The sequence below is a fragment of the Noviherbaspirillum album genome (assembly GCF_035916955.1).
Lineage (GTDB): Bacteria > Pseudomonadota > Gammaproteobacteria > Burkholderiales > Burkholderiaceae_D > Noviherbaspirillum > Noviherbaspirillum album.
In genome coordinates this window covers 1-18,512 of sequence record NZ_JAWIIV010000015.1, presented here as the reverse complement: position 1 = coordinate 18,512, position 18,512 = coordinate 1, and the positions used below count along the sequence as shown (strand labels likewise).

The window sequence follows — 18,512 nt, the reverse complement described above, 5'->3', positions numbered from 1 at the left end:
TTGTCTCACCTGGCACAGCCCTTGCGATAGTGCGTCGCAATAAGACAAAACGCAAACCCGAACAATGCGTTGCGGTTGAAGCCAACAAGGAGACAAGGTGCGGCTAGCAAACAAAGTGGCTCTGATTACCGGAGCCGGCCGAGGAATCGGCAAGGCGACTGCCCTCAAATTCGCCAAAGAGGGTGCGAGGCTGGTGGTATGCGACCTCGACGACGCAGTCGCCGAAACGGTCGCCCAGATCCGCCTGCAGGGCGGCACCGCCATCGGCTATACCGTCGATGTCACCAAGCCGGGAAGCATCGAAGCCATGGTGGTCGGCGCGCTGTCCACTTACGGCCAGATCGACGTGCTGGTCAACAATGCCGGCATCGTCGCCGATGCGCAGCTCAAGAAGATGACCGACGACCAGTTCGACCGCGTCATCGATGTCAATCTCAAGGGTACCTACAACTGCACCAAGGCCGTCATCGACGCCATGGTCGAGCGCAAGGGCGGGGTGGTCCTCAACGCCTCTTCCATCGTCGGCATCTACGGCAATTTCGGCCAGACCAATTATGCGGCCAGCAAGTTCGGCGTGATCGGCATGGCCAAGACCTGGGCACGCGAACTCGGCAAGCACAACATCCGCGTCAACGCTGTCTGTCCAGGCTTCATCGAGACCAGCATCCTGAAGTCGATGCCGGAAAAAGTGATCCGTTCGCTGGAGGAGCGAGTGCCGCTCGGACGCCTCGGCAAGCCGGAGGAAATCGCCAATACCTTCGCCTTCCTCGCGTCCGACGAGGCCAGCTATATCAACGGCGCGGTGATCGAGGTCTGCGGGGGGATGACGCTGTAAGCAAGTCATCGCGAGGAAAATTCGAAAGTGTTAAAGCAAGTTCGGCGATACGTAGGGTAAGTAGCGTAAGTAGTTCCATCAAGAAGAACCACAATGAAATCGGCCAATGGCGGCCGATGACTTCAAGGAGCGAGACACATGGCAATACGTAACAGAATCGGTTTTACCTCGGTCGTCGCGGCCGGGCTCCTCGCCGGATGCGGCGGTTCGGACAGCCCCGAAAACCTGAGCGCGAAGCCCAGCTTTCTTGGCACGGTGCAGAAGAGCAGCTATGACGGTGTAAGCAACGACCTGCTGACCGCAGGCCTGGGCCGCGCCGGACTGGCAGGCGCGGCGCCCACCTATGCCGACCCGGCCAACCCCACGCCGGCCGAACTGCGCCGTGCCGCCATTTATTCGAACTACCGCGCACTGATAGACCCGAGCGCCAACGGCGGCTACGGCACGCTCTACGGTCCCAATGTCGACAATGCCGGCAATGCCACGCTGGGCGACGGCAAGATCGCCGGCGATGAATACATCGCCTATGCCGACGACGGCATCGGCAACGTCAATGTCACGATGATGGTGCAGATCCCGGCCAACTTCGACAAGGCCAATCCCTGCATCGTGACCGCCACCTCGTCCGGCTCGCGCGGCGTGTACGGCGCCATCGGCACGGCCGGCGACTGGGGCCTCAAGCAGAAATGCGCAGTCGCCTATACCGACAAGGGCAGCGGCATGGGCTTCCACAATCTGCAGGCCAATACCGTCAACCTGATGAACGGCACGCGCGCAACCGCGGCGGCGGCAGGCAGGAACTCCAACTTCACAGCCAACCTTACCGCGGCGGAACTGGCCGCCTTCAACGCGGCGACGCCCAACCGCTTTGCGCTGAAGCAGGCCCATTCCCAGCAGAACTCCGAGAAGGACTGGGGCAAGTACACACTGCAGGCCGTCGAGTTCGCGTTCTATGCATTGAACGACAAATTCGGCGACCTTGCCCGGGACGGCAGCAGCCGCCTCAACACCATCACGCCGGCCAATACGCTGGTGATCGCGTCGAGCGCTTCTAACGGCGGCGGCGCAGCCATCCTCGCGGCCGAGCAGGATACCCGCGGCCTGATCGACGGCGTCGCGGTTTCCGAGCCGGTCACCGAAGTCGCGCTCAACCCGGCGCTCACTATCCGCCGCGGCAATACGCCGGTGGCGCGCGCCGGCCTCGGGCTGTACGACACCATCACCATCGGCAACCTGTACCAGCCTTGCGCGGCGCTGTCGTCGTCGCTCACCGCGTCGCCATTACTGACTCTCGTCAGCCCGACGCTCGCCGCCAACCGCTGCGCATCGCTGCGCGCCAAGGGGCTGCTGAGCGCCACCACGCTCGCGGCGCAGGCCGACGAGTCGCTGCAGAAGCTGCGTGAAGCCGGCTTCGAAAGTGAATCCGACCTGCTGCAGGCCAGCCACTACGGCACTTACGCCATCCTCGCGCCTTACTACGCCAACATGTACGGCAAGTTCAGCGTCAGGGACAACGTCTGCGGCTACAGCTTCGCGCCGACCGTTGCCGCCACCGGCGCACTGACCACGCTGACGGCGGCGCAGGAAGCCCAGCTGTTCGCCACTGGCAACGGCACGCCGAGCGGCGGTATCAACCTCGTCAACAACAATGCGGTCGGCGGTCCGATCGGCGACGCCTTCTCGGTATCGCCCTCGACCAGCGTCGCGGACTACAACATCGACGGCGCGATCTGCCTGCGCAACCTCGCCACCGGCACCGACATCACCACCGGCCAGCCGCTCACCGGCCAGGCGCTGGCGAACTCACAGCGTGTACGCGCCGGCATGCAGGAAGTCCTGCGCAGCGGCAATCTGCGCGCGAAGCCGGCCATCATTGTCCATGGCCGCAACGATGCGCTGATCCCGGTCAACCACAACTCGCGTGCCTACTTCGCCGCCAACAAGGCAGCCGAGGGCGCGGCAAGCAAGCTGTCGTACATCGAGATCACCAACGCCAACCACTTCGATGCCTTCCTCGGTTTCCCGGGCTATGACACTCGCCTGGTCCCGATCCATCGCTATCACATCCAGGCGATGAACATGATGTATGCGCATCTGAAGAACGGCGCGGCGCTGCCGCCGAGCCAGGTGGTGCGTACCGTTCCGCGCGGCGGCACAGCGGGCGCGGCGCCGGCGATCACGGCAGCCAACGTGCCGCCGATCCAGACGACGCCGGTTGCTGCGAACCAGATCAGCTTCGCCAACAACACGGTGACGATCCCGGATTGAGATTGATTGGTAGTCGGAGTTGGTCAAGACCTTCGATACTCCTCCCCCTTCAACGGGGGAGGCGGGGAGGGGGATGGGTCGCAGTTGCAGTCTATGCGAAGTTTCATACCCATCCCCACCCCAGCCCTCCCCTTGAAGGGGAGGGAGCGACGAGTGCGTCGACAAGATTCAAGCAAATCAGAGCACAGCAAGAGTAACGCCACAGATTCAGCAGCAACACTGGAGAAATAGCATGGCAAGCGAAGTCATACTCGAAACGCGGAACCTGACTAAGGGTTTCAAGGGTTTCATCGCGGTAAACGACGTCAACCTGACGGTCAAGCGCGGATCGATCCACGCGCTGATCGGCCCGAATGGCGCGGGGAAGACCACCTTCTTCAACCTGCTGACGAAATTCCTGACGCCGACCGCGGGCAAGATCCTGTACAACGGCGACGACATCACTTCGCTGGCGCCGGAACAGATCGCCCACCGCGGCGTGATCCGCTCGTTCCAGATATCCGCCGTGTTCCCGCACCTGACCGTGATGGAAAACGTGCGTATCGGCCTGCAGCGCGGCCTCGGCACGTCCTTCCATTTCTGGAAGAGCGAAAAAACGCTGAACCGTCTCAACGACCGCGCCATGCAACTGCTGGCAGAAGTGGACCTGGAAAGCTTCGCGGATACCGTCACGGTGGATCTACCGTACGGCCGCAAGCGCGCGCTCGAAATTGCCACCACGCTTGGCATGGAACCGGAACTGATGCTGCTCGACGAGCCAACCCAGGGCATGGGGCATGAGGACGTGCATCGCGTTACCGATCTGATCAAGAAGGTCTCGGCCGGCCGCACCATCCTGATGGTCGAGCACAACATGAGCGTGGTGTCGGGCATCTGCGACAAGATCTCGGTGCTGCAGCGCGGCGCGCTGCTGGCCGAAGGCACTTACCAGGAAGTTTCAAGCAATCCACAGGTGATGGAAGCCTACATGGGCACCACATCCGGCCAACTCGAAGGAGCACATTGATGGCTGCAGCAGCACTCGAAATCCGCAATCTCAAGGCCTGGTACGGCGAGTCGCACATCCTGCACGACGTCAATCTCGAGGTGAAGCAGGGCGAGGTGGTCACGCTACTCGGCCGCAACGGCGCTGGCCGCACCACCACGCTGCGCGCGATCATGGGCCTGACCGGCGCGCGCAAGGGTTCGATCAAGATCAACGGCACCGAATCCATCGGCCTGCCGACGCACAAGGTGGCGCACCTCGGCCTGGGCTACTGCCCGGAGGAGCGCGGCATCTTCTCGTCGCTGTCGGCGGAGGAAAACCTGCTGCTGCCGCCGCTGGTTTCGAAGTCGAGCAAGGGCATGTCGGTGCAGGAAATCTACGAAATCTTCCCCAACCTGGAAGAGCGCCGCAACAGCCAGGGCACCCGCCTGTCCGGCGGCGAACAGCAGATGCTGGCGGTGGCGCGCATCCTGCGCACCGGCGCCAAGCTGCTGCTGCTCGATGAAATTTCCGAAGGACTGGCGCCGGTCATCGTGCAGGCGCTGGCGCGCATGATCACCATGCTCAAGGCCAAGGGCTACACCATCGTGATGGTGGAACAGAATTTCCGATTCGCCGCACCGCTGGCGGACCGGTTTTACGTGATGGAGCATGGACACATTGTCGAGTCCTTCGCTGCATCCGAGCTGGAATCGAAAATGCCGGTGCTCAACGAGCTGCTCGGCGTCTGATCGACAACCGAATTACCAACGCGTTACCTGATACGACCTACAACAGAGGAGAAGTTATGAAACTCAAAGCCAAATTGATGACGCTCGCAGTCGCAACCGCATTTTCCGCAGGCTTCGCTACCAGCGCATCCGCGCAGGTATCCGGCGACGTGATCAAGATCGGCCTGCTGACCGACATGTCCGGCGTGTATGCCGACGTCGACGGCCCGGCAGGCGCCGAAGCGATCAAGATGGCGATCGCCGACGCCGGCGGCAACATCAACGGCAAGAAGGTCGAGCTGGTTGTGGCCGACCACCAGAACAAGGCCGACATCGCCGCTTCCAAGGCCCGCGAATGGTTCGACCAGCAGGGCGTGGACATGCTGATCGGCGGCACCAACTCCGGCGCCAACCTGGCGATGGCCAAGATCGCCGCCGAAAAGAAGAAGGTGTTCTTCTCGGTCGGCGCAGGCACGGCCCGCCTGACCAATGAAGACTGCTCGCCGTACACCGTGCACTATGCGTACGACACCATCGCGCTGGCGCGCGGCACCGGTTCCGCGCTGGTCAAGCAGGGCGGCAAGGACTGGTACTTCCTGACCGCGGACTATGCGTTCGGCGCATCGCTGGAGAAGGATACGGCCGACGTGGTCAAGGCTTCCGGCGGCAAGGTGCTGGGCGCGGTCAAGCATCCGCTGTCGGCTTCCGACTTCTCGTCTTTCCTGCTGCAGGCGCAGTCCTCGAAGGCACAGATCGTCGGTCTGGCCAACGCCGGCGGCGACACCATCAATGCGATCAAGGCGGCCAATGAATTCGGCATCACCAAGTCCGCCAAGCTGGCCGGCCTCTTGATGTTCATCACCGACGTGCATTCGCTCGGCCTCGATCTGACCCAGGGCATGTACCTGACAGACGGCTGGTACTGGGACCAGAATGCCGATACCCGCGCCTGGTCGAAGAAGTTCTTCGAAAAGGTCAAGCGCATGCCGACCATGCTGCACGCCGCCGATTACTCGGTCACCTCGCAGTACCTGAACGCGGTCAAGGCGACAGGCACCGACGACGCCGACAAGGTCATGGCGCACCTGAAGGGCACCAAGATCAACGACATGTTTGCCAAGAACGGCGTGATCCGTCCCGACGGCCGCATGGTGCACGACATGTACCTGATGCAGGTGAAGACAAAGGCGGAATCGAAGTATCCGTGGGATTACTACAAGGTGGTGCAGACCATCCCCGGCGACCAGGCTTATGCCACCAAGGCCGAGTCCAAGTGCTCGCTGTGGAAGTAAGTTCCTGAAGTTGTGTAGCCCGGCGCATGCGCGCATGGCATCCCGCCATGCAGCGCCGGGTCGTGTTTCACGCTCGATGCAGTCGTGAATGACGGTTTCCTCTCGCAGGGGAAGGCTGGCATGTCGGACAGGGGGCCGAACCTTCCTGAGCCGATTGTATGGATCTTCTGTCTCCATGCCAGCCATCCCCTGCACCAAGAGGAAATGGAACAAGTCGCCCGGCATCGGCATCATTTTTTATCGACTATGGATATCTTCGGCATCCCCCTGCAGGCAATGTTGAGCCAGCTTCTGCTCGGCCTCGTCAACGGCTCGTTCTACGCGATGCTGTCGCTCGGTCTGGCCGTCATCTTCGGCCTGCTCAACGTGATCAACTTCGCACACGGCGCGCTGTACATGATGGGCGCATTCCTGGCCTGGATGGGCCTCAACTACCTGGGCATCAATTACTGGGTGATGCTGATCGCCGCACCGATCCTGGTCGGCCTGTTCGGCATCGTGATCGAAAAGACCATGCTGCGCTGGCTGTACAAGCTGGACCATTTATATGGCCTGCTGCTGACCTTCGGCATCACGCTCATGCTCGAAGGCCTGTTCCGTTCCTTCTACGGCGTCTCCGGGCAGCCGTATTCGGTGCCCAGCGCATTGATGGGCGCCACCAACCTCGGCTTCATGATTTTGCCGAACTACCGCGCATGGGTGGTGGTGGCCTCGATCGTGGTCTGCCTCGCGACCTGGTTCGTGATCGAGAAGACCAAGCTCGGCGCCTACCTGCGCGCCGGCACCGAGAACCCCAAGCTGGTGGAAGCCTTCGGCATCAACGTGCCGCTGATGGTGACCCTGACCTACGGCTTCGGCGTGGCGCTGGCGGCATTTGCCGGCGTGCTGGCCGCTCCGGTGATCCAGGTCTCGCCGCTGATGGGCTCCAACCTGATCATCGTGGTGTTCGCGGTGGTGGTGATCGGCGGCATGGGCTCCATCATGGGTTCCATCGTCACCGGCCTCGGCCTCGGTATCGTCGAAGGCCTGACGCGGGTGTTCTACCCGGAGCTGTCGGCCACGGTGGTGTTCATCATCATGGCCATCGTGCTGATGATTCGTCCGGCCGGCCTGTTCGGCAAGGAGAAGTAAGCCGCCTGCTGCAAATGCCACCGGCTGCGCTGCGCTGTCATTCCGAACGCGGCGCAGGGCGCAGCCGGGCATGGGCAAGTTCTTGCTGAGCATGCAGTACCCCATCGTTCGGAGTGACAGGTTTCAACAAAGGTAGTGATTATGAACAAGAAAGTCGGATACGCGATTGCGCTGGCAGCGGCCCTGGTAGCCCCCTTCGTCGTCTACCCGGTATTCCTGATGAAGGTGCTGTGCTTTGCATTGTTTGCCTGCGCCTTCAACCTGCTGATCGGCTTCACCGGTCTGCTGTCCTTCGGCCATGCGGCCTTCTTCGGCATGGCCGGCTATGTGGCGGGTCATTCGATCAAGGTGATGGGCCTGCCGTTCGAGCTCGGCCTGGCGGCCGGGGTCGCCGTGGCGGCATTGATCGGCGTGGTGATGGGCGGCCTGGCGATCCGCCGCCAGGGCATCTACTTCACGATGATCACGCTGGCGCTGGCGCAGATGCTGTACTTCGTCTGCCTGCAGGCGCCGTTCACCGGCGGCGAGGACGGCTTGCAGGGCGTGCCGCGCGGCAGCCTGCTCGGCATGATCGACCTCTCCAGCGACATGACGATGTATTTCGTGGTGCTGGCGATCTTCATCGCCGGCTTCGCGCTGATCACCCGCACCGTGCATTCGCCGTTCGGCCAGGTGCTAAAGGCGATCAAGGAAAACGAGCCGCGCGCGATCTCGCTCGGCTATGACGTCGATAAGTACAAGCTGCTGGCTTTCGTGCTCTCCGGCGCCTTGGCGGGCCTGGCCGGCGCGACCAAGACCGTGGTGCTCGGCTTCGAAACGCTGACCGACGTGCACTGGTCGATGTCGGGACTGGTGGTGCTGATGACGCTGGTCGGCGGCCTTGGCACCCTGAGCGGCCCGATCGTCGGCGCGATCCTGATCATTGCGCTGGAAAACAAGCTGGGCGATTTTGGCAACTTCCTGGCCTCGGTCAGCGGCATCGAATGGTTCCGCTCGATCGGCGAATCGGTGACCATCGTGACCGGCTTGATCTTCATCGTCTGCGTGCTGGCCTTCCGCCGCGGCATCGTTGGCGAACTGATCGAGTTCACCAAGCGACGCAAGCCGGCGACGGCGACCATGCGTGCTCCGGTGATCAAGACCGCGGAGGGATAACGCCGGAAGAAGGTGATCCGGGCCCTGGAAACGCTGGATGCCTACGATACCGGTGGTTTCACGGTGAAATTTTCGCCGACCAATCGCATCGGGTCGCGTTTCGTGGAAATCACGATAATCGGGCGGGAAGGGCGGTTGTTGCAGTGTGTGAATTTCGCGCCGTGCAGGGCACTGTACCGGCAATGTCTTCGGACTGGCGTCGCGGGTGCAGGCCTCCGTGCCTGCACCTTTCCCCGTAGTCCGAAGACCGAGAGTTTTTGCAGCAGGCAGTAGAAGTAGATGGAGTGGTTGTAATCTTCCCCAGCAGTTAAGGGTTACGTTCGCGTAACCCTTTTTTTCGTCCCGCGTTTTCCCGGCAGCGGTGTCAGATACCGGTCGGATAGGTTTCCGGCGCTTCGTCGTGATGCGGATGCACCACCGATTCCAGCGGGCGCAGTGCCTGCGTGGTGTCGACGTGTATCACCGCATCGAACTGCTGAGCCAGCGACGCATAGAAGTAATGGCTCATGCGTTCACTCTCCGGCAGATAAATGACGCCGATGGCCCGCTCAAGCCGCCTTTCCCGCAGCAGTTCGGACAGGTAGCGCCGATCGCGCATCCGCAGGAAAAACTGCTTCAGCCCGGTGTCGTGCAGCAGCCTTTCATAGCTGTTGGCAAGCGAGGGCCGCACCGTCTTTTTCTCGGCCGGTCCATCCCACTCCGACGCCGCAGTGACCGTGCCGTCGTGCGTGGTAAAGCCCAGCAGGAAAGTGTCGGCGATGCCGTGCCGCTCGCGCACCAGCTGCCCGAGATTGAGCTGTCCGTGGTCGCCCATTTCCGTCGCGCGAGCGTCGCCGATGTGCGAGTTGTGCGCCCATATCACCACCTTGGCCCTGCCGCCCTTGCGCTGCGCGATATGCGCACGCAGCGCATCAAGGGTATCGGCCATGTGTTCATCGCGCAGATTCCACGACGCATTGCTGCCCAGGAACATGCTGCGATAGTAGGCTTCCGCATTTTGCGCGACGCGGGCGTTCTGCTGCGCGTAGAACAGTTCATCCGCCGCGTCCCCGCCATCGGCCGAAGCATAACGCTGCGCCTCGGTCGTCATGGCTACCAGTTGCCGGATGACTTCCTCCTCGCAATCCTTGCGCATGCCGAAGGTAGCGGCATAGCCATAGCGTTGCGGATCTTCGGCGAGGTGGTCGAAGCAGGCGTAGCGGGCACGCGCCTGGCGCGCCGCTTCCGGGTCCACCGTCGACAGGTAGCGCACCACCGCTTCCATGGAATTGCGCAGGCTGTACAGGTCCAGCCCGTAAAAGCCGATGCCGTCAGCCTGGCCGCGGGCAGAGCGCTGCTCGTTATGCTGGCGCAGCCAAGCCACCAGTTCAACAATCTCGGTGTTGCGCCACATCCACTGCGGAAATCGTTCGAAGCCCTGCAATGCCTGCTGCGGTTCGGCCGCAAGCTGCGCGGCAGGATCGACGACGGCGGCAAGAGACGAAGCCGACGCGCGCGCGTAGCGGCTCACGCGCAAGGCATCCGGCCAGTCGGCTTCGACCGCGATGGCATCGAAGCCCTTGTCGGCGATCAGGCGCTTCGTGATTTCCGCGCGGAGTCGGTAAAACTCGCGGCTGCCGTGCGTGGCTTCGCCGAGCAGCACGATGGACGCGTCGCCGATCTGGTCGACGACCCGGCCCAGCTGTTCGAGTTCATTCAGGGGGAGCGCTTCGCGTTGCAGCGCTTCAATGGTGGACTGGTCCGACATGATACGACCTCACTGGTGTCAGTGGCTTCGGTTGCATCGCTACGCGATAGTTCCGCTTTGCTCCAATGGGAAAAACAGCAGGCACGGCGTTTGCTGTCTCTCGGGCCAGGACAACCGCGAAGCGCCGCCGGCTTCATCTCCATGCTGTCCCGCCTGTTGTTCAGGTGCGATTGCAGTGCAAATGCGGTGCGGCCTTCATCACTTTTTTCAAAGGAGTCATTCATGCAAATCATTTCCGACATCATGACGCGCGAAGTACGCAGCGTGTCCCCGCAGGAAACCATCATGCGCGCCGCCCAGCTCATGGACGAACTCAACGTGGGTTCGCTTCCCGTCTGCGACGGCAACAAGCTGATCGGCATGGTGACCGATCGCGACATCACCGTCCGCGCGACCGCCGCCGGCATCGCACCCGACCAGGCCAACGTGCAGGATGTCATGTCGCAACAGGTGCGCTGGTGCTTTGATAATCAATCTGTCGATGAAGTCATGGAGCAGATGTCCGACTCGCAGATCCGGCGCGTGCCGGTGCTCGACCATGAAAATCACCAGCTGATCGGCATCGTTTCGCTAGGCGATCTTGCGACCAAGCATTCGGCGCAGGTGGACCGGACTCTGGAAAATATTTCCGTGCCTTCGCAGCCTGACCTGTCGCATTGACTGGGCAGTAGCAAAGGCGCACAGGAAAGACGGGGCACCCGGTTCGCCGGATGCTCATAGCGTTTCAAGACTGCGGGCGCGGTACATCGCAAGGTGTATCGCGCCCGCAGTCATTGTTTTGCTGTTTTTGCGTAATCGAGTGCCCTTCTAAAGCGAGGTGTCGCTGATTCAACTCTTAAAGCCAAGAACACGGCATTTGTGCAGTGCGGTGAAGCTTCAAATATTGCGTTTTCGCAAGTGACTGAAGGAAAGTCGTCGGCTACAATCTTTCCTAATGGAAAAGATGCAATATTGAACATAAATACAATAATGAAGCGCTTGAGACCGCGATGCTCAGGCAAGAATGGGAGGGGCCATGCAAACCGCCGAAGCAGGGAAATTTCCAGCCAGCGCCATCCGCACCCTACTGGCTGAGCAGTCAGGGCATGCCTCCGGCCTCTCAATAACCTGATCGACAGATACCGCCGAACATTCATGGCCTCTCATTCCGGCAAGTCCGAGACAAGCGCAGAAGACGAGCGTGCAGGCGAAAGGCAGCAGCTGCGCCTGCGCCGCTTCTCGATGGCGGCGCTGTCCGCCGTCGTCACCTTCCTGATGCTCGTCACGCTTTACCTGAACGGCATGATGGACGGCCGCACCATACTGGCCGGTGCTTCCGCCATGGGCATCGGTCTGGTCGGATTCTTCATCGCCTTCAAGCGCGGCTGGAACCTGAAAGCCAAGGACCCCAGCCTGACCGGGCCGATGATGATGCTGTCGGCCGCCGTGGTTTTCCTGATCATGTTCGATTCGGCCACCGCGCGCGCCATCATGGGGGCCTACCTTTGCGTGATCATGCTGTTCGGGGTGTTCCGCTATCCGACCCGGGTGCTGATGAACACGGCCATCATTTTCCTCGGCGTCTATGCCTGCATGCTGGCCGTGCTCTGGCTGCGCGGCGCGCAGGCGGCGGACATGGCCATGGATATCGGCCGCCTGATCGTGATGGCCTGCGTGCTGCCGCTCGTAGCTTGGGTCGGCGGCCATATCAACAACCTGCGCAACACGCTGCATGACCGCAAGGTCTTCTTCCAGACCATCTGGGATACCTGCAAGGAAGTGGTCGTGGTGATGGATGCCGACGGCATCATCCGCTACACCAACCCGGCGATGAAGGCCGTCTTCGACCGCGACCCGGCGGCCATGATCGGCATGCATGCAAGCAGTCTGCAGCCGGCGCACGTCGATGTCACCCACCGCCTGCAGCATGCGGTGCGGACGCTCGAAGGCCCCGGTGCCAAGGCCTGCTTCGAAACCGAAGGCGTGCGCGCGGACGGCACGCGGCTGCCACTGGAAATCACGCTCAGCCGGGCCTACCTCGACAGCGCGGACATGGTGGTGGTATTCCTGTCCGACATTACCAAGAGAAAAATGGCGGAAGACCAGATCAAGCACCTGGCCCAGCATGATCCGCTCACCGGCCTGCCGAACCGCATGATGATGCATGAGCGCCTGGCCCATGCGCTTGCGCTGGCAACGCGGCAGGAGAGCGCGGTGTGGGTGCTGTTCCTCGACTTCGACCGCTTCAAGCTGATCAACGACAGCCTCGGCCACAAGGTCGGCGACATCGTGCTGACCACGCTGGCGGCGCGCATGGTCGAGGTCTGCCGCGAAACCGATACCGTAGCCCGCCTCGGCGGCGATGAATTCGTGATGGTGCTGTCGGAAACGCGGGGCGGCAAGCTCTCGGAGAGCATCATCGAAAGGCTGATGGACAAGCTGGCCAAGCCCATCCATGTGAACGGCCATGAACTGCAGCTGACGGCAAGCATCGGCATTTCGGTGTTCCCGGAGGACGGCACCACGGTCGACAGCCTGGTCGAGCATGCGGATGTGGCCATGTACCGCGCCAAGCAGAACGGCCGCAACAACTTCTGCTTCTACACCGCCTCGATGAACGATGCGGCCATCGCAAGGCTCGAGCTTGAAAGCGACCTGCGCAGCGCGCTGCAGCGCGGCGAATTCCGCCTGCATTACCAGCCGCAGGTCGACGTGGCCTCGGGCGAGACGGTCGGCGCGGAAGCGCTGCTGCGCTGGCAGCATCCGACCAAAGGACTGATCCCGCCCGCGGCCTTCATTCCTCTGGCCGAAGAGACCGGCCTCATCGTGCCCATCGGCGCCTGGGTCATCCGCGCCGCCTGCGAACAACAGCGCAAATGGATGAGCGCCGGCCTGTCGCCGATGCGCATCTCGGTCAACCTGTCGCCGCGCCAGTTCGCCGAGGACGACCTGGTGGAAACCATCCAGTCGATACTGATCGAAACCCGCATCGAGCCGGGCTACCTGGAGCTCGAGCTGACCGAAGGCATGCTGATGAGCGATGTCGACCTGGCCGAGAAGCGCCTTGCCGAACTCAAGCAGCTCGGCGTGCACCTGTCCATCGACGACTTCGGCACCGGCTATTCCAGCCTCGCCTACCTGAAGCGCTTCCCGATCGACGTGCTGAAGATTGACCGCTCCTTCGTCAAGGATCTGTCGAACGAAGACAACAGCAAGGCCATCGTGATGGCCATCATCACGCTGGCCAAGGCGATGAAGCTGCACGTGGTGGCCGAAGGCGTGGAACTGCTGGAACAGGAAGAATACCTGCGCAATGCTTGCTGCGACCGCATACAGGGCTACCTGGTCAGCGCGCCGCTGCCGGCACCGGAATTCGAGGAAAACTTCCTGGAGAAGGGCGCATTGCAGGTCGAAGCTGCATGAGCTTGCCTTAGCTTGTCTTATGTTGCCTTAGCTTGCCTGCAGGCACCGGGATTCAGAACAGCGATTGCTGCGGAACCGGCTTGCTAGCCTTCGGATCGGCCGGATGCGCGACCAGCCTCTCCGCCGGATAGCGCTCGAAGAACTGTTCCGCTTCCTCCACGGGACAATGCAGCCACTTGTCATACTGGTCCGGCCGCAGGATCACGAGCATGCGCTTTTCATCATCGGGCTTGTGAAACCGCTGCATCAGCGGATGACCGTCGGCATTGATGGTCAGCATGGAAAAGGACAGCAGCTCCAGCCCGTCCGGCCCTGCCTGCTTGTGCTCCCAGATGCCGGCGATCCCCAAAGGCGTGCCATCCACATTCATGATCTCCCAGCGCTCCGACTTTCCGGTTTCATACGAGGGCTCGAACACCGCCGCCGCCGGAATGATGCAGAACTGGCCATGCTTGAATGCATGGCGGAAACTCGGCTTGCTCGCCACCGTTTCCGTGCGCGCATTGTAGGTCTGCCGCGCCAGCTTTGACTCCGCCCAGTGCGGCACCATGCCGAACATCCCCAACGCGCAGGCCCGGTCGCCGACGGCTGCATCGGTACGCGGCAGCCGGATCAGCGGCGACATGTAACCTGGATAGGACTCGGCGACATAGTCGGAATCAGGCGGCGCCACCTGGAAATGCTGGCGCAGCTGGTCGTGAGTGGAGGGGATGTAGTTAGCGCACATGGGGGGATTGTAATGCGGTTCGGCAAAGTGGGATGTCGGGCTATATCAAATGAGATGGCAAATGAGATGGAAGGAAACTTGGGGTTCAGCAGAGCCGCTTCCGGGAGCTAAATCAAAAACTTCGGGCATTTGCATTTGACAAATCATGCATCGAAGTAAGAAACTCCCTCTCCCGCTGACGGGAGAGGGCTGGGGTGAGGGCGGCAGCAAGAGCAAACGTCCTCCCAGCGTTAATCTTCATCCTCAGCCATAACCTCACTTTGAAAAGACTCACGTCGATCCAAACAAGCAAAATACCGACACCTTCACCATCCCCTCCAGCAACTCAACCAAGCATCTACTCCCTGTCGGTTTGTTGCCACTATTCGCCACCCTCGTCTTTGACCACATTCCATTCCTTGCATTAAATTGCATTTCAAGCAACTGAACGAGAGGATATCCAGTGCCATCAATCTATATGCTGCACTGTCACGTTCAGGATTCAACATGAGGACGTTCACCGGAACGCTCTCATGGCAGAAAGACAGGCCAAAATACGCAATTCGCGCACAGGAAATGGCCAATTGGTTTGCAAGGCCCGGCATCCTCCAAGCAAGCGTGCAGAAATTATCTGGCAAGGAGGCGTTCGGCAACATGGCAGCTAAAACAGGAATCGTTTTTTTCCAAAACTACTGGGGACCAAACGAGCAGGGCGACCATATCGATTTATGGAACGGATCACGCCTGGCGGATTGGACCTCATGGATCCGGAATCAGTCGGGTATCAATATTCCGGGAGTATGGTCCGATTACAACAAGGCCAAGGCAGTCTGGATTTGGGCCATGACATGATGGCGCGCGTCTTAATCATCATAGCCGGCATGCTACTCGGTGGCCTCGGTGCGTATGGCCTTTTCTGGATCGCCGGCATGACATTCGGTCCGCTCTATGCAAGCGAAGAAGACATGTCTCGAAATATCAAGCTGTTCATGATTAATGCCGCAGTATGGATGGCCACCGGTGGATGGGTAGGGCATCGGATATTCAAGCGTTATTTGAAGCCCGAATAACAGGGAAAACATTAAGAATCCACACGCAAGTTCGGAGAGTTACGAATCCCGACTCCCTGTATCTCCAGCGGCTTCACAAGCGTCCGACTAACCTCCTGCGCGCATGCATTGAACGATGACCACCCAATCCGGTTATCTCCGGTAACCGCTCAAGGCCCGCAGTGGTTGACCCCCGGTTCAATATTCACCTTCCGTTCCACAGGATCAAGTCTGTGCACCAGCATCACAGGAACCATTCCTAAACCGGCGCCACTCACCGAGTAAGAAGTTAAAGTTATTTCAATATCGGTGTGTCAACCAAAAGATGATTGGCATGAGTTCGCCACCCAGCGTGGCATTCCTAGTTCGTTTCACTATCGGGGAATCCTATGACTTCATCCGTAACCAGCAATGGTTCTATAACTAAGTACGATAGTTTTCCAGCGAGTTACAACCTTCCTGATCCGAACATACCTGCGCTTGACGAAAAACTAATGACTAACCTGATCGGCAATTTTGATCCGGGCGTCTTCAGCATGCTCGCAAAAATCGGCGCAGGTTCGGCGTGGGAGAAAGATTACAACGACCTTATTTCAAAAGGTGATGGTAACGCCGCCGTTGCTCATATCATTAAAGGTCTCAAAGAGGGAAAGATTTCAAAGGAAGATGCAATAGAATTTGCCAAACAAGTGCAACAAGGTGCGAATGCCAATGGCGGCGGAAAAATCAATGGCGGAATGCGTGATGCCTTGAAGGAGGCCCTCGGCACGGACATCGATCACATCGCCAAGGGAAAGACAAGAGCCACGATAGGCTTTGAAAAATTCTTGAAAGGCCTCTTGAGCATCATTGGTCTGTGACGCATCCTGCTTCCCTCGCTTAACTCCTAGCTGAACGGATCGTCGTGCCTATTTTCACGAGCCAGACTTGAACTGGGCCTTTTCAAGAAGGCGGGTGGTTTCTGCAGCTCTGGAATTATCCGGCTGCTTTTCCTGCGCCAGCCGCGCAAGGTCCAGCGGCGTTTTTCCATCCGCATCGCGGATATCAATTTTTGCACCGAGCTTGAGTAGCAATGCGGTCTCTCCTGGCTCGCCGGATATGGCCGCCGCATGCAATGCAGTCCATCTTTTCAGCCGCTCATCGGGTGCATTGATATCGACCCCCTTGGCCAGGAAGAGGACAAGCATTTCCTCCGCCTTTTGCGCATCGGCGATTGATACAGGCAACCGCGCGCCTGCCGACCGATTCAACTCATTCAGCTCGCCCTTCGAAAAAGAGGCATGACGAAGCACTTGCTCGCACGTCCAGGCACTCCAGCGGACATTGACCTCCATGCAGGAAATCAAGTGCGAAGGACTGGAACGAGCCGTCGAGTAAAGATAAGCCGCGTAGAAGGTCAATACGGCAATGACAGCGAAGATTGAAAACCAGTACGCCAACGACCTTGTCCTGCGATTCACGCCCATAGTATGTCTACCCTGGAGTTCGTTGCATAGAACGGTGCATTCCTGCTCTTGAGAGAAATGCCTTGCACGACAAACTCGAAACGAGACCTCAGATTCCGTGCGATGCTGCTACGCACCGACTCATAGACCTTAGCGTCTTCAAGATCCCGCTGCGTAGCATGTATCCACCAATGCTTGATGAATCGTTGCGCAAGCTTCTTCGTCAATGGCTTGATGCCGGAGCCAGGACGTGCGATGGATTCACCGAGCGCCTGTATGAATCCCATTGCGTAGGATCCATCTATCGCGGTAACCAGCGCGGACTGGGCTAATCGGCGCGTATCGTTATTGATACTCAGGCTGTTGATCTTTTCCGAGCTATGAGGCCAGAAGAACTTCAGGATCTGTCTTGATTCCTTATCGTTGTAGATAAGCTCGCTGTCCAGAAAGTCTGGAACGTCGATGAGAATGCTACCCATGCAAGTTACTTTCTTTCGTTAAGGTGATTAGGGGCCAAGGAGATTGCATTCTCAGTCGTGCATTGCAAGTATGTCAATTATTTATATGATGAGTGTCGCGCCTCGTCCCCACGCTTGGTCTCTTAACAAAGTGCGGTTTGTGATCCCTGTCGGCTAATCGTTATGTTTTGCCTATTCAGGATTGAGGTCGCCATGCCATTAAACTTTTAACGTTAGCTCGCCACAGCCGAACAACGATCTTGTCGCAATTCATATCTGGTTATTTGCTGATTCATAGTAACCATGACTACAACTGCAATCTGCTGCTGAAAAGCATCACTCGAAAGCGTACTGGAGAACTGCTCCGTAAGCTGTTTGAAATCCTTAAAGGAGCACCAGAGGGATTGCAAGCGCGTGAAGCGCTTAATGCATTGGAAAGCCAGGTTACGCTGAGTGCATACGAGAGCGGCAACTACGAATCACCTGGCGAACGCCGTTTCGAAAAAATCGTTCGATTCGCCACCGTCGATTGTGTAAAAGCCGGATGGCTGTTGAAGCACAAGGGCACATGGACATTGACGCCGACTGGCTTGGCGGCGTACGACCTGTATGCAGACCCAGAGTCATTCTACAAAGAGGCGGTCAAGCTCTACAACGCCTGGAAAGCCAGCCAGCCAGGACCAAATGCCGCACCCTCGTCTGATACACCGTCTCTCGAGCAAGAAGAAAGTGAAAAAGAGTCCAGTATCATTTTCGAGCAGGCCGAAGAGCAAGCGTGGACGAAAATCGAGCAGTACTTGCAAGCGATGAATCCGTACGAGTTTCAAGACTTGGTCGCTTATCTGCTCAAGGCAATGGGCTACCACGTCGCATGGATTTCTCCTCCTGGAAAAGACGGCGGCGTCGATATACTTGCTTACAACGATCCCTTGGGTACACGACCTCCGCGCATTAAAGTGCAAGTTAAGCGCGTCAGCCAGAAAGTCACTGTAGAAGGTCTACGATCGTTTGTTTCGCTAATAGGCAATGGCGATGTTGGGCTGTTTGTCTCGACTGGCGGCTTTACCAAGGATGCGGAGGAATTCGTGCGAGCGCAGGAAAGCCGGAAGGTCACATTGATTTCAGCCGATAAGCTGGTGGACTTGAGGATCGCACATTACGGAAAATTGGATGATATGGCGCGACGACGCTTGCCGCTGACCCCGATTTATTTTCTGACGCCGCAAACATAGCGCCATTTCGACGCATCACTAGAGCGTGTTATGAACTAAGGAAGTAGCGTTCAGTCAATGTTGGGGATGAATGCACGCAAACCCTACCCAACTGATG

17 protein-coding genes are annotated in these 18,512 nt (G+C 59.3%); 13 read left to right on the top strand and 4 right to left on the bottom strand.

All coding sequences use genetic code 11. The features are described from left to right. Positions 1-97: 97 nt before the first annotated feature. From fabG to RY831_RS17600, 7 genes are all read left to right on the top strand, one after another. The gene (fabG, locus tag RY831_RS17630; RefSeq protein ID WP_326507696.1) at positions 98-835 is read left to right on the top strand and encodes a 3-oxoacyl-ACP reductase FabG; all 738 of its coding nucleotides are present in this window, start codon (positions 98-100) and stop codon (positions 833-835) included. A gap of 138 nt (positions 836-973) precedes the next feature. Continuing rightward, positions 974-3,103 (top strand): 3-hydroxybutyrate oligomer hydrolase family protein, encoded by a 2,130-nt coding sequence (locus tag RY831_RS17625; RefSeq protein ID WP_326507695.1) that lies wholly within the window; start codon positions 974-976, stop codon positions 3,101-3,103. A gap of 232 nt (positions 3,104-3,335) precedes the next feature. Continuing rightward, the gene (locus tag RY831_RS17620) at positions 3,336-4,109 is read left to right on the top strand and encodes an ABC transporter ATP-binding protein (protein ID WP_326507694.1); all 774 of its coding nucleotides are present in this window, start codon (positions 3,336-3,338) and stop codon (positions 4,107-4,109) included. After that, complete coding sequence (locus RY831_RS17615; RefSeq protein WP_326507693.1) at positions 4,109-4,819, top strand: ABC transporter ATP-binding protein; 711 nt, start codon at positions 4,109-4,111, stop codon at positions 4,817-4,819. Before RY831_RS17620 ends, RY831_RS17615 begins: the two co-directional genes overlap by 1 nt. A 56-nt stretch (positions 4,820-4,875) precedes the next feature. Next, positions 4,876-6,090: an ABC transporter substrate-binding protein gene (locus RY831_RS17610; RefSeq protein WP_326507692.1), complete on the top strand. Its 1,215-nt coding sequence runs from the start codon at positions 4,876-4,878 to the stop codon at positions 6,088-6,090. 246 nt (positions 6,091-6,336) lie between these two features. Beyond that, positions 6,337-7,221, top strand: coding sequence for a branched-chain amino acid ABC transporter permease (locus RY831_RS17605; RefSeq protein WP_326507799.1), 885 nt, complete (start codon positions 6,337-6,339; stop codon positions 7,219-7,221). Between the two features lie 141 nt (positions 7,222-7,362). Then, positions 7,363-8,376, top strand: coding sequence for a branched-chain amino acid ABC transporter permease (locus RY831_RS17600; RefSeq protein ID WP_326507691.1), 1,014 nt, complete (start codon positions 7,363-7,365; stop codon positions 8,374-8,376). Between the two features lie 364 nt (positions 8,377-8,740). On the opposite strand, the gene RY831_RS17595 is transcribed toward RY831_RS17600, so the two are convergent. Beyond that, entirely contained in the window at positions 8,741-10,123 is a 1,383-nt protein-coding gene (locus RY831_RS17595) for an erythromycin esterase family protein (RefSeq protein WP_326507690.1), read from the bottom strand. A gap of 222 nt (positions 10,124-10,345) precedes the next feature. Here RY831_RS17595 and RY831_RS17590 point away from each other — a divergent pair, with 222 nt between their 5' ends. Both RY831_RS17590 and RY831_RS17585 read left to right on the top strand, forming a co-directional pair. Continuing rightward, on the top strand, positions 10,346-10,783 hold the full coding sequence (locus tag RY831_RS17590; RefSeq protein ID WP_326507689.1) for a CBS domain-containing protein: 438 nt from the start codon (positions 10,346-10,348) through the stop codon (positions 10,781-10,783). A gap of 474 nt (positions 10,784-11,257) precedes the next feature. Continuing rightward, the gene (locus RY831_RS17585; protein WP_326507688.1) at positions 11,258-13,525 is read left to right on the top strand and encodes a putative bifunctional diguanylate cyclase/phosphodiesterase; all 2,268 of its coding nucleotides are present in this window, start codon (positions 11,258-11,260) and stop codon (positions 13,523-13,525) included. A gap of 52 nt (positions 13,526-13,577) precedes the next feature. On the opposite strand, the gene RY831_RS17580 is transcribed toward RY831_RS17585, so the two are convergent. After that, positions 13,578-14,252 carry an SOS response-associated peptidase gene (locus RY831_RS17580; RefSeq protein WP_326507687.1) on the bottom strand — a complete coding sequence of 225 codons (675 nt, stop codon included), beginning with the start codon at positions 14,250-14,252 and terminating at the stop codon, positions 13,578-13,580. A gap of 408 nt (positions 14,253-14,660) precedes the next feature. On the opposite strand from RY831_RS17580, the gene RY831_RS17575 reads away from it, so the two are divergent. The 3 genes from RY831_RS17575 (at position 14,661) to RY831_RS17565 (ending at position 16,140) form a co-directional block, all read left to right on the top strand. Then, a complete protein-coding gene (locus RY831_RS17575) occupies positions 14,661-15,083 on the top strand; it encodes a T6SS effector amidase Tae4 family protein (RefSeq protein ID WP_326507686.1) in 423 nt (140 codons plus the stop codon). After that, positions 15,080-15,301 carry a hypothetical protein gene (locus tag RY831_RS17570; RefSeq protein WP_326507685.1) on the top strand — a complete coding sequence of 74 codons (222 nt, stop codon included), beginning with the start codon at positions 15,080-15,082 and terminating at the stop codon, positions 15,299-15,301. The genes RY831_RS17575 and RY831_RS17570 overlap by 4 nt, the downstream gene beginning before the upstream one ends. Before the next feature lie 368 nt (positions 15,302-15,669). Further along, complete coding sequence (locus tag RY831_RS17565; RefSeq protein ID WP_326507684.1) at positions 15,670-16,140, top strand: hypothetical protein; 471 nt, start codon at positions 15,670-15,672, stop codon at positions 16,138-16,140. Between the two features lie 54 nt (positions 16,141-16,194). Here RY831_RS17565 and RY831_RS17560 read toward each other — a convergent pair whose 3' ends face one another. Both RY831_RS17560 and RY831_RS17555 read right to left on the bottom strand, forming a co-directional pair. Then, positions 16,195-16,719, bottom strand: coding sequence for an ankyrin repeat domain-containing protein (locus tag RY831_RS17560; protein ID WP_326507683.1), 525 nt, complete (start codon positions 16,717-16,719; stop codon positions 16,195-16,197). 17 nt (positions 16,720-16,736) lie between these two features. Beyond that, positions 16,737-17,204, bottom strand: a complete 468-nt coding sequence (locus RY831_RS17555; RefSeq protein ID WP_326507682.1) for a hypothetical protein — start codon at positions 17,202-17,204, stop codon at positions 16,737-16,739. 239 nt (positions 17,205-17,443) lie between these two features. Between RY831_RS17555 and RY831_RS17550 the strand changes: the two genes are divergently transcribed. Then, on the top strand, positions 17,444-18,415 hold the full coding sequence (locus tag RY831_RS17550) for a restriction endonuclease (RefSeq protein WP_326507681.1): 972 nt from the start codon (positions 17,444-17,446) through the stop codon (positions 18,413-18,415). Positions 18,416-18,512 lie beyond the last annotated feature (97 nt).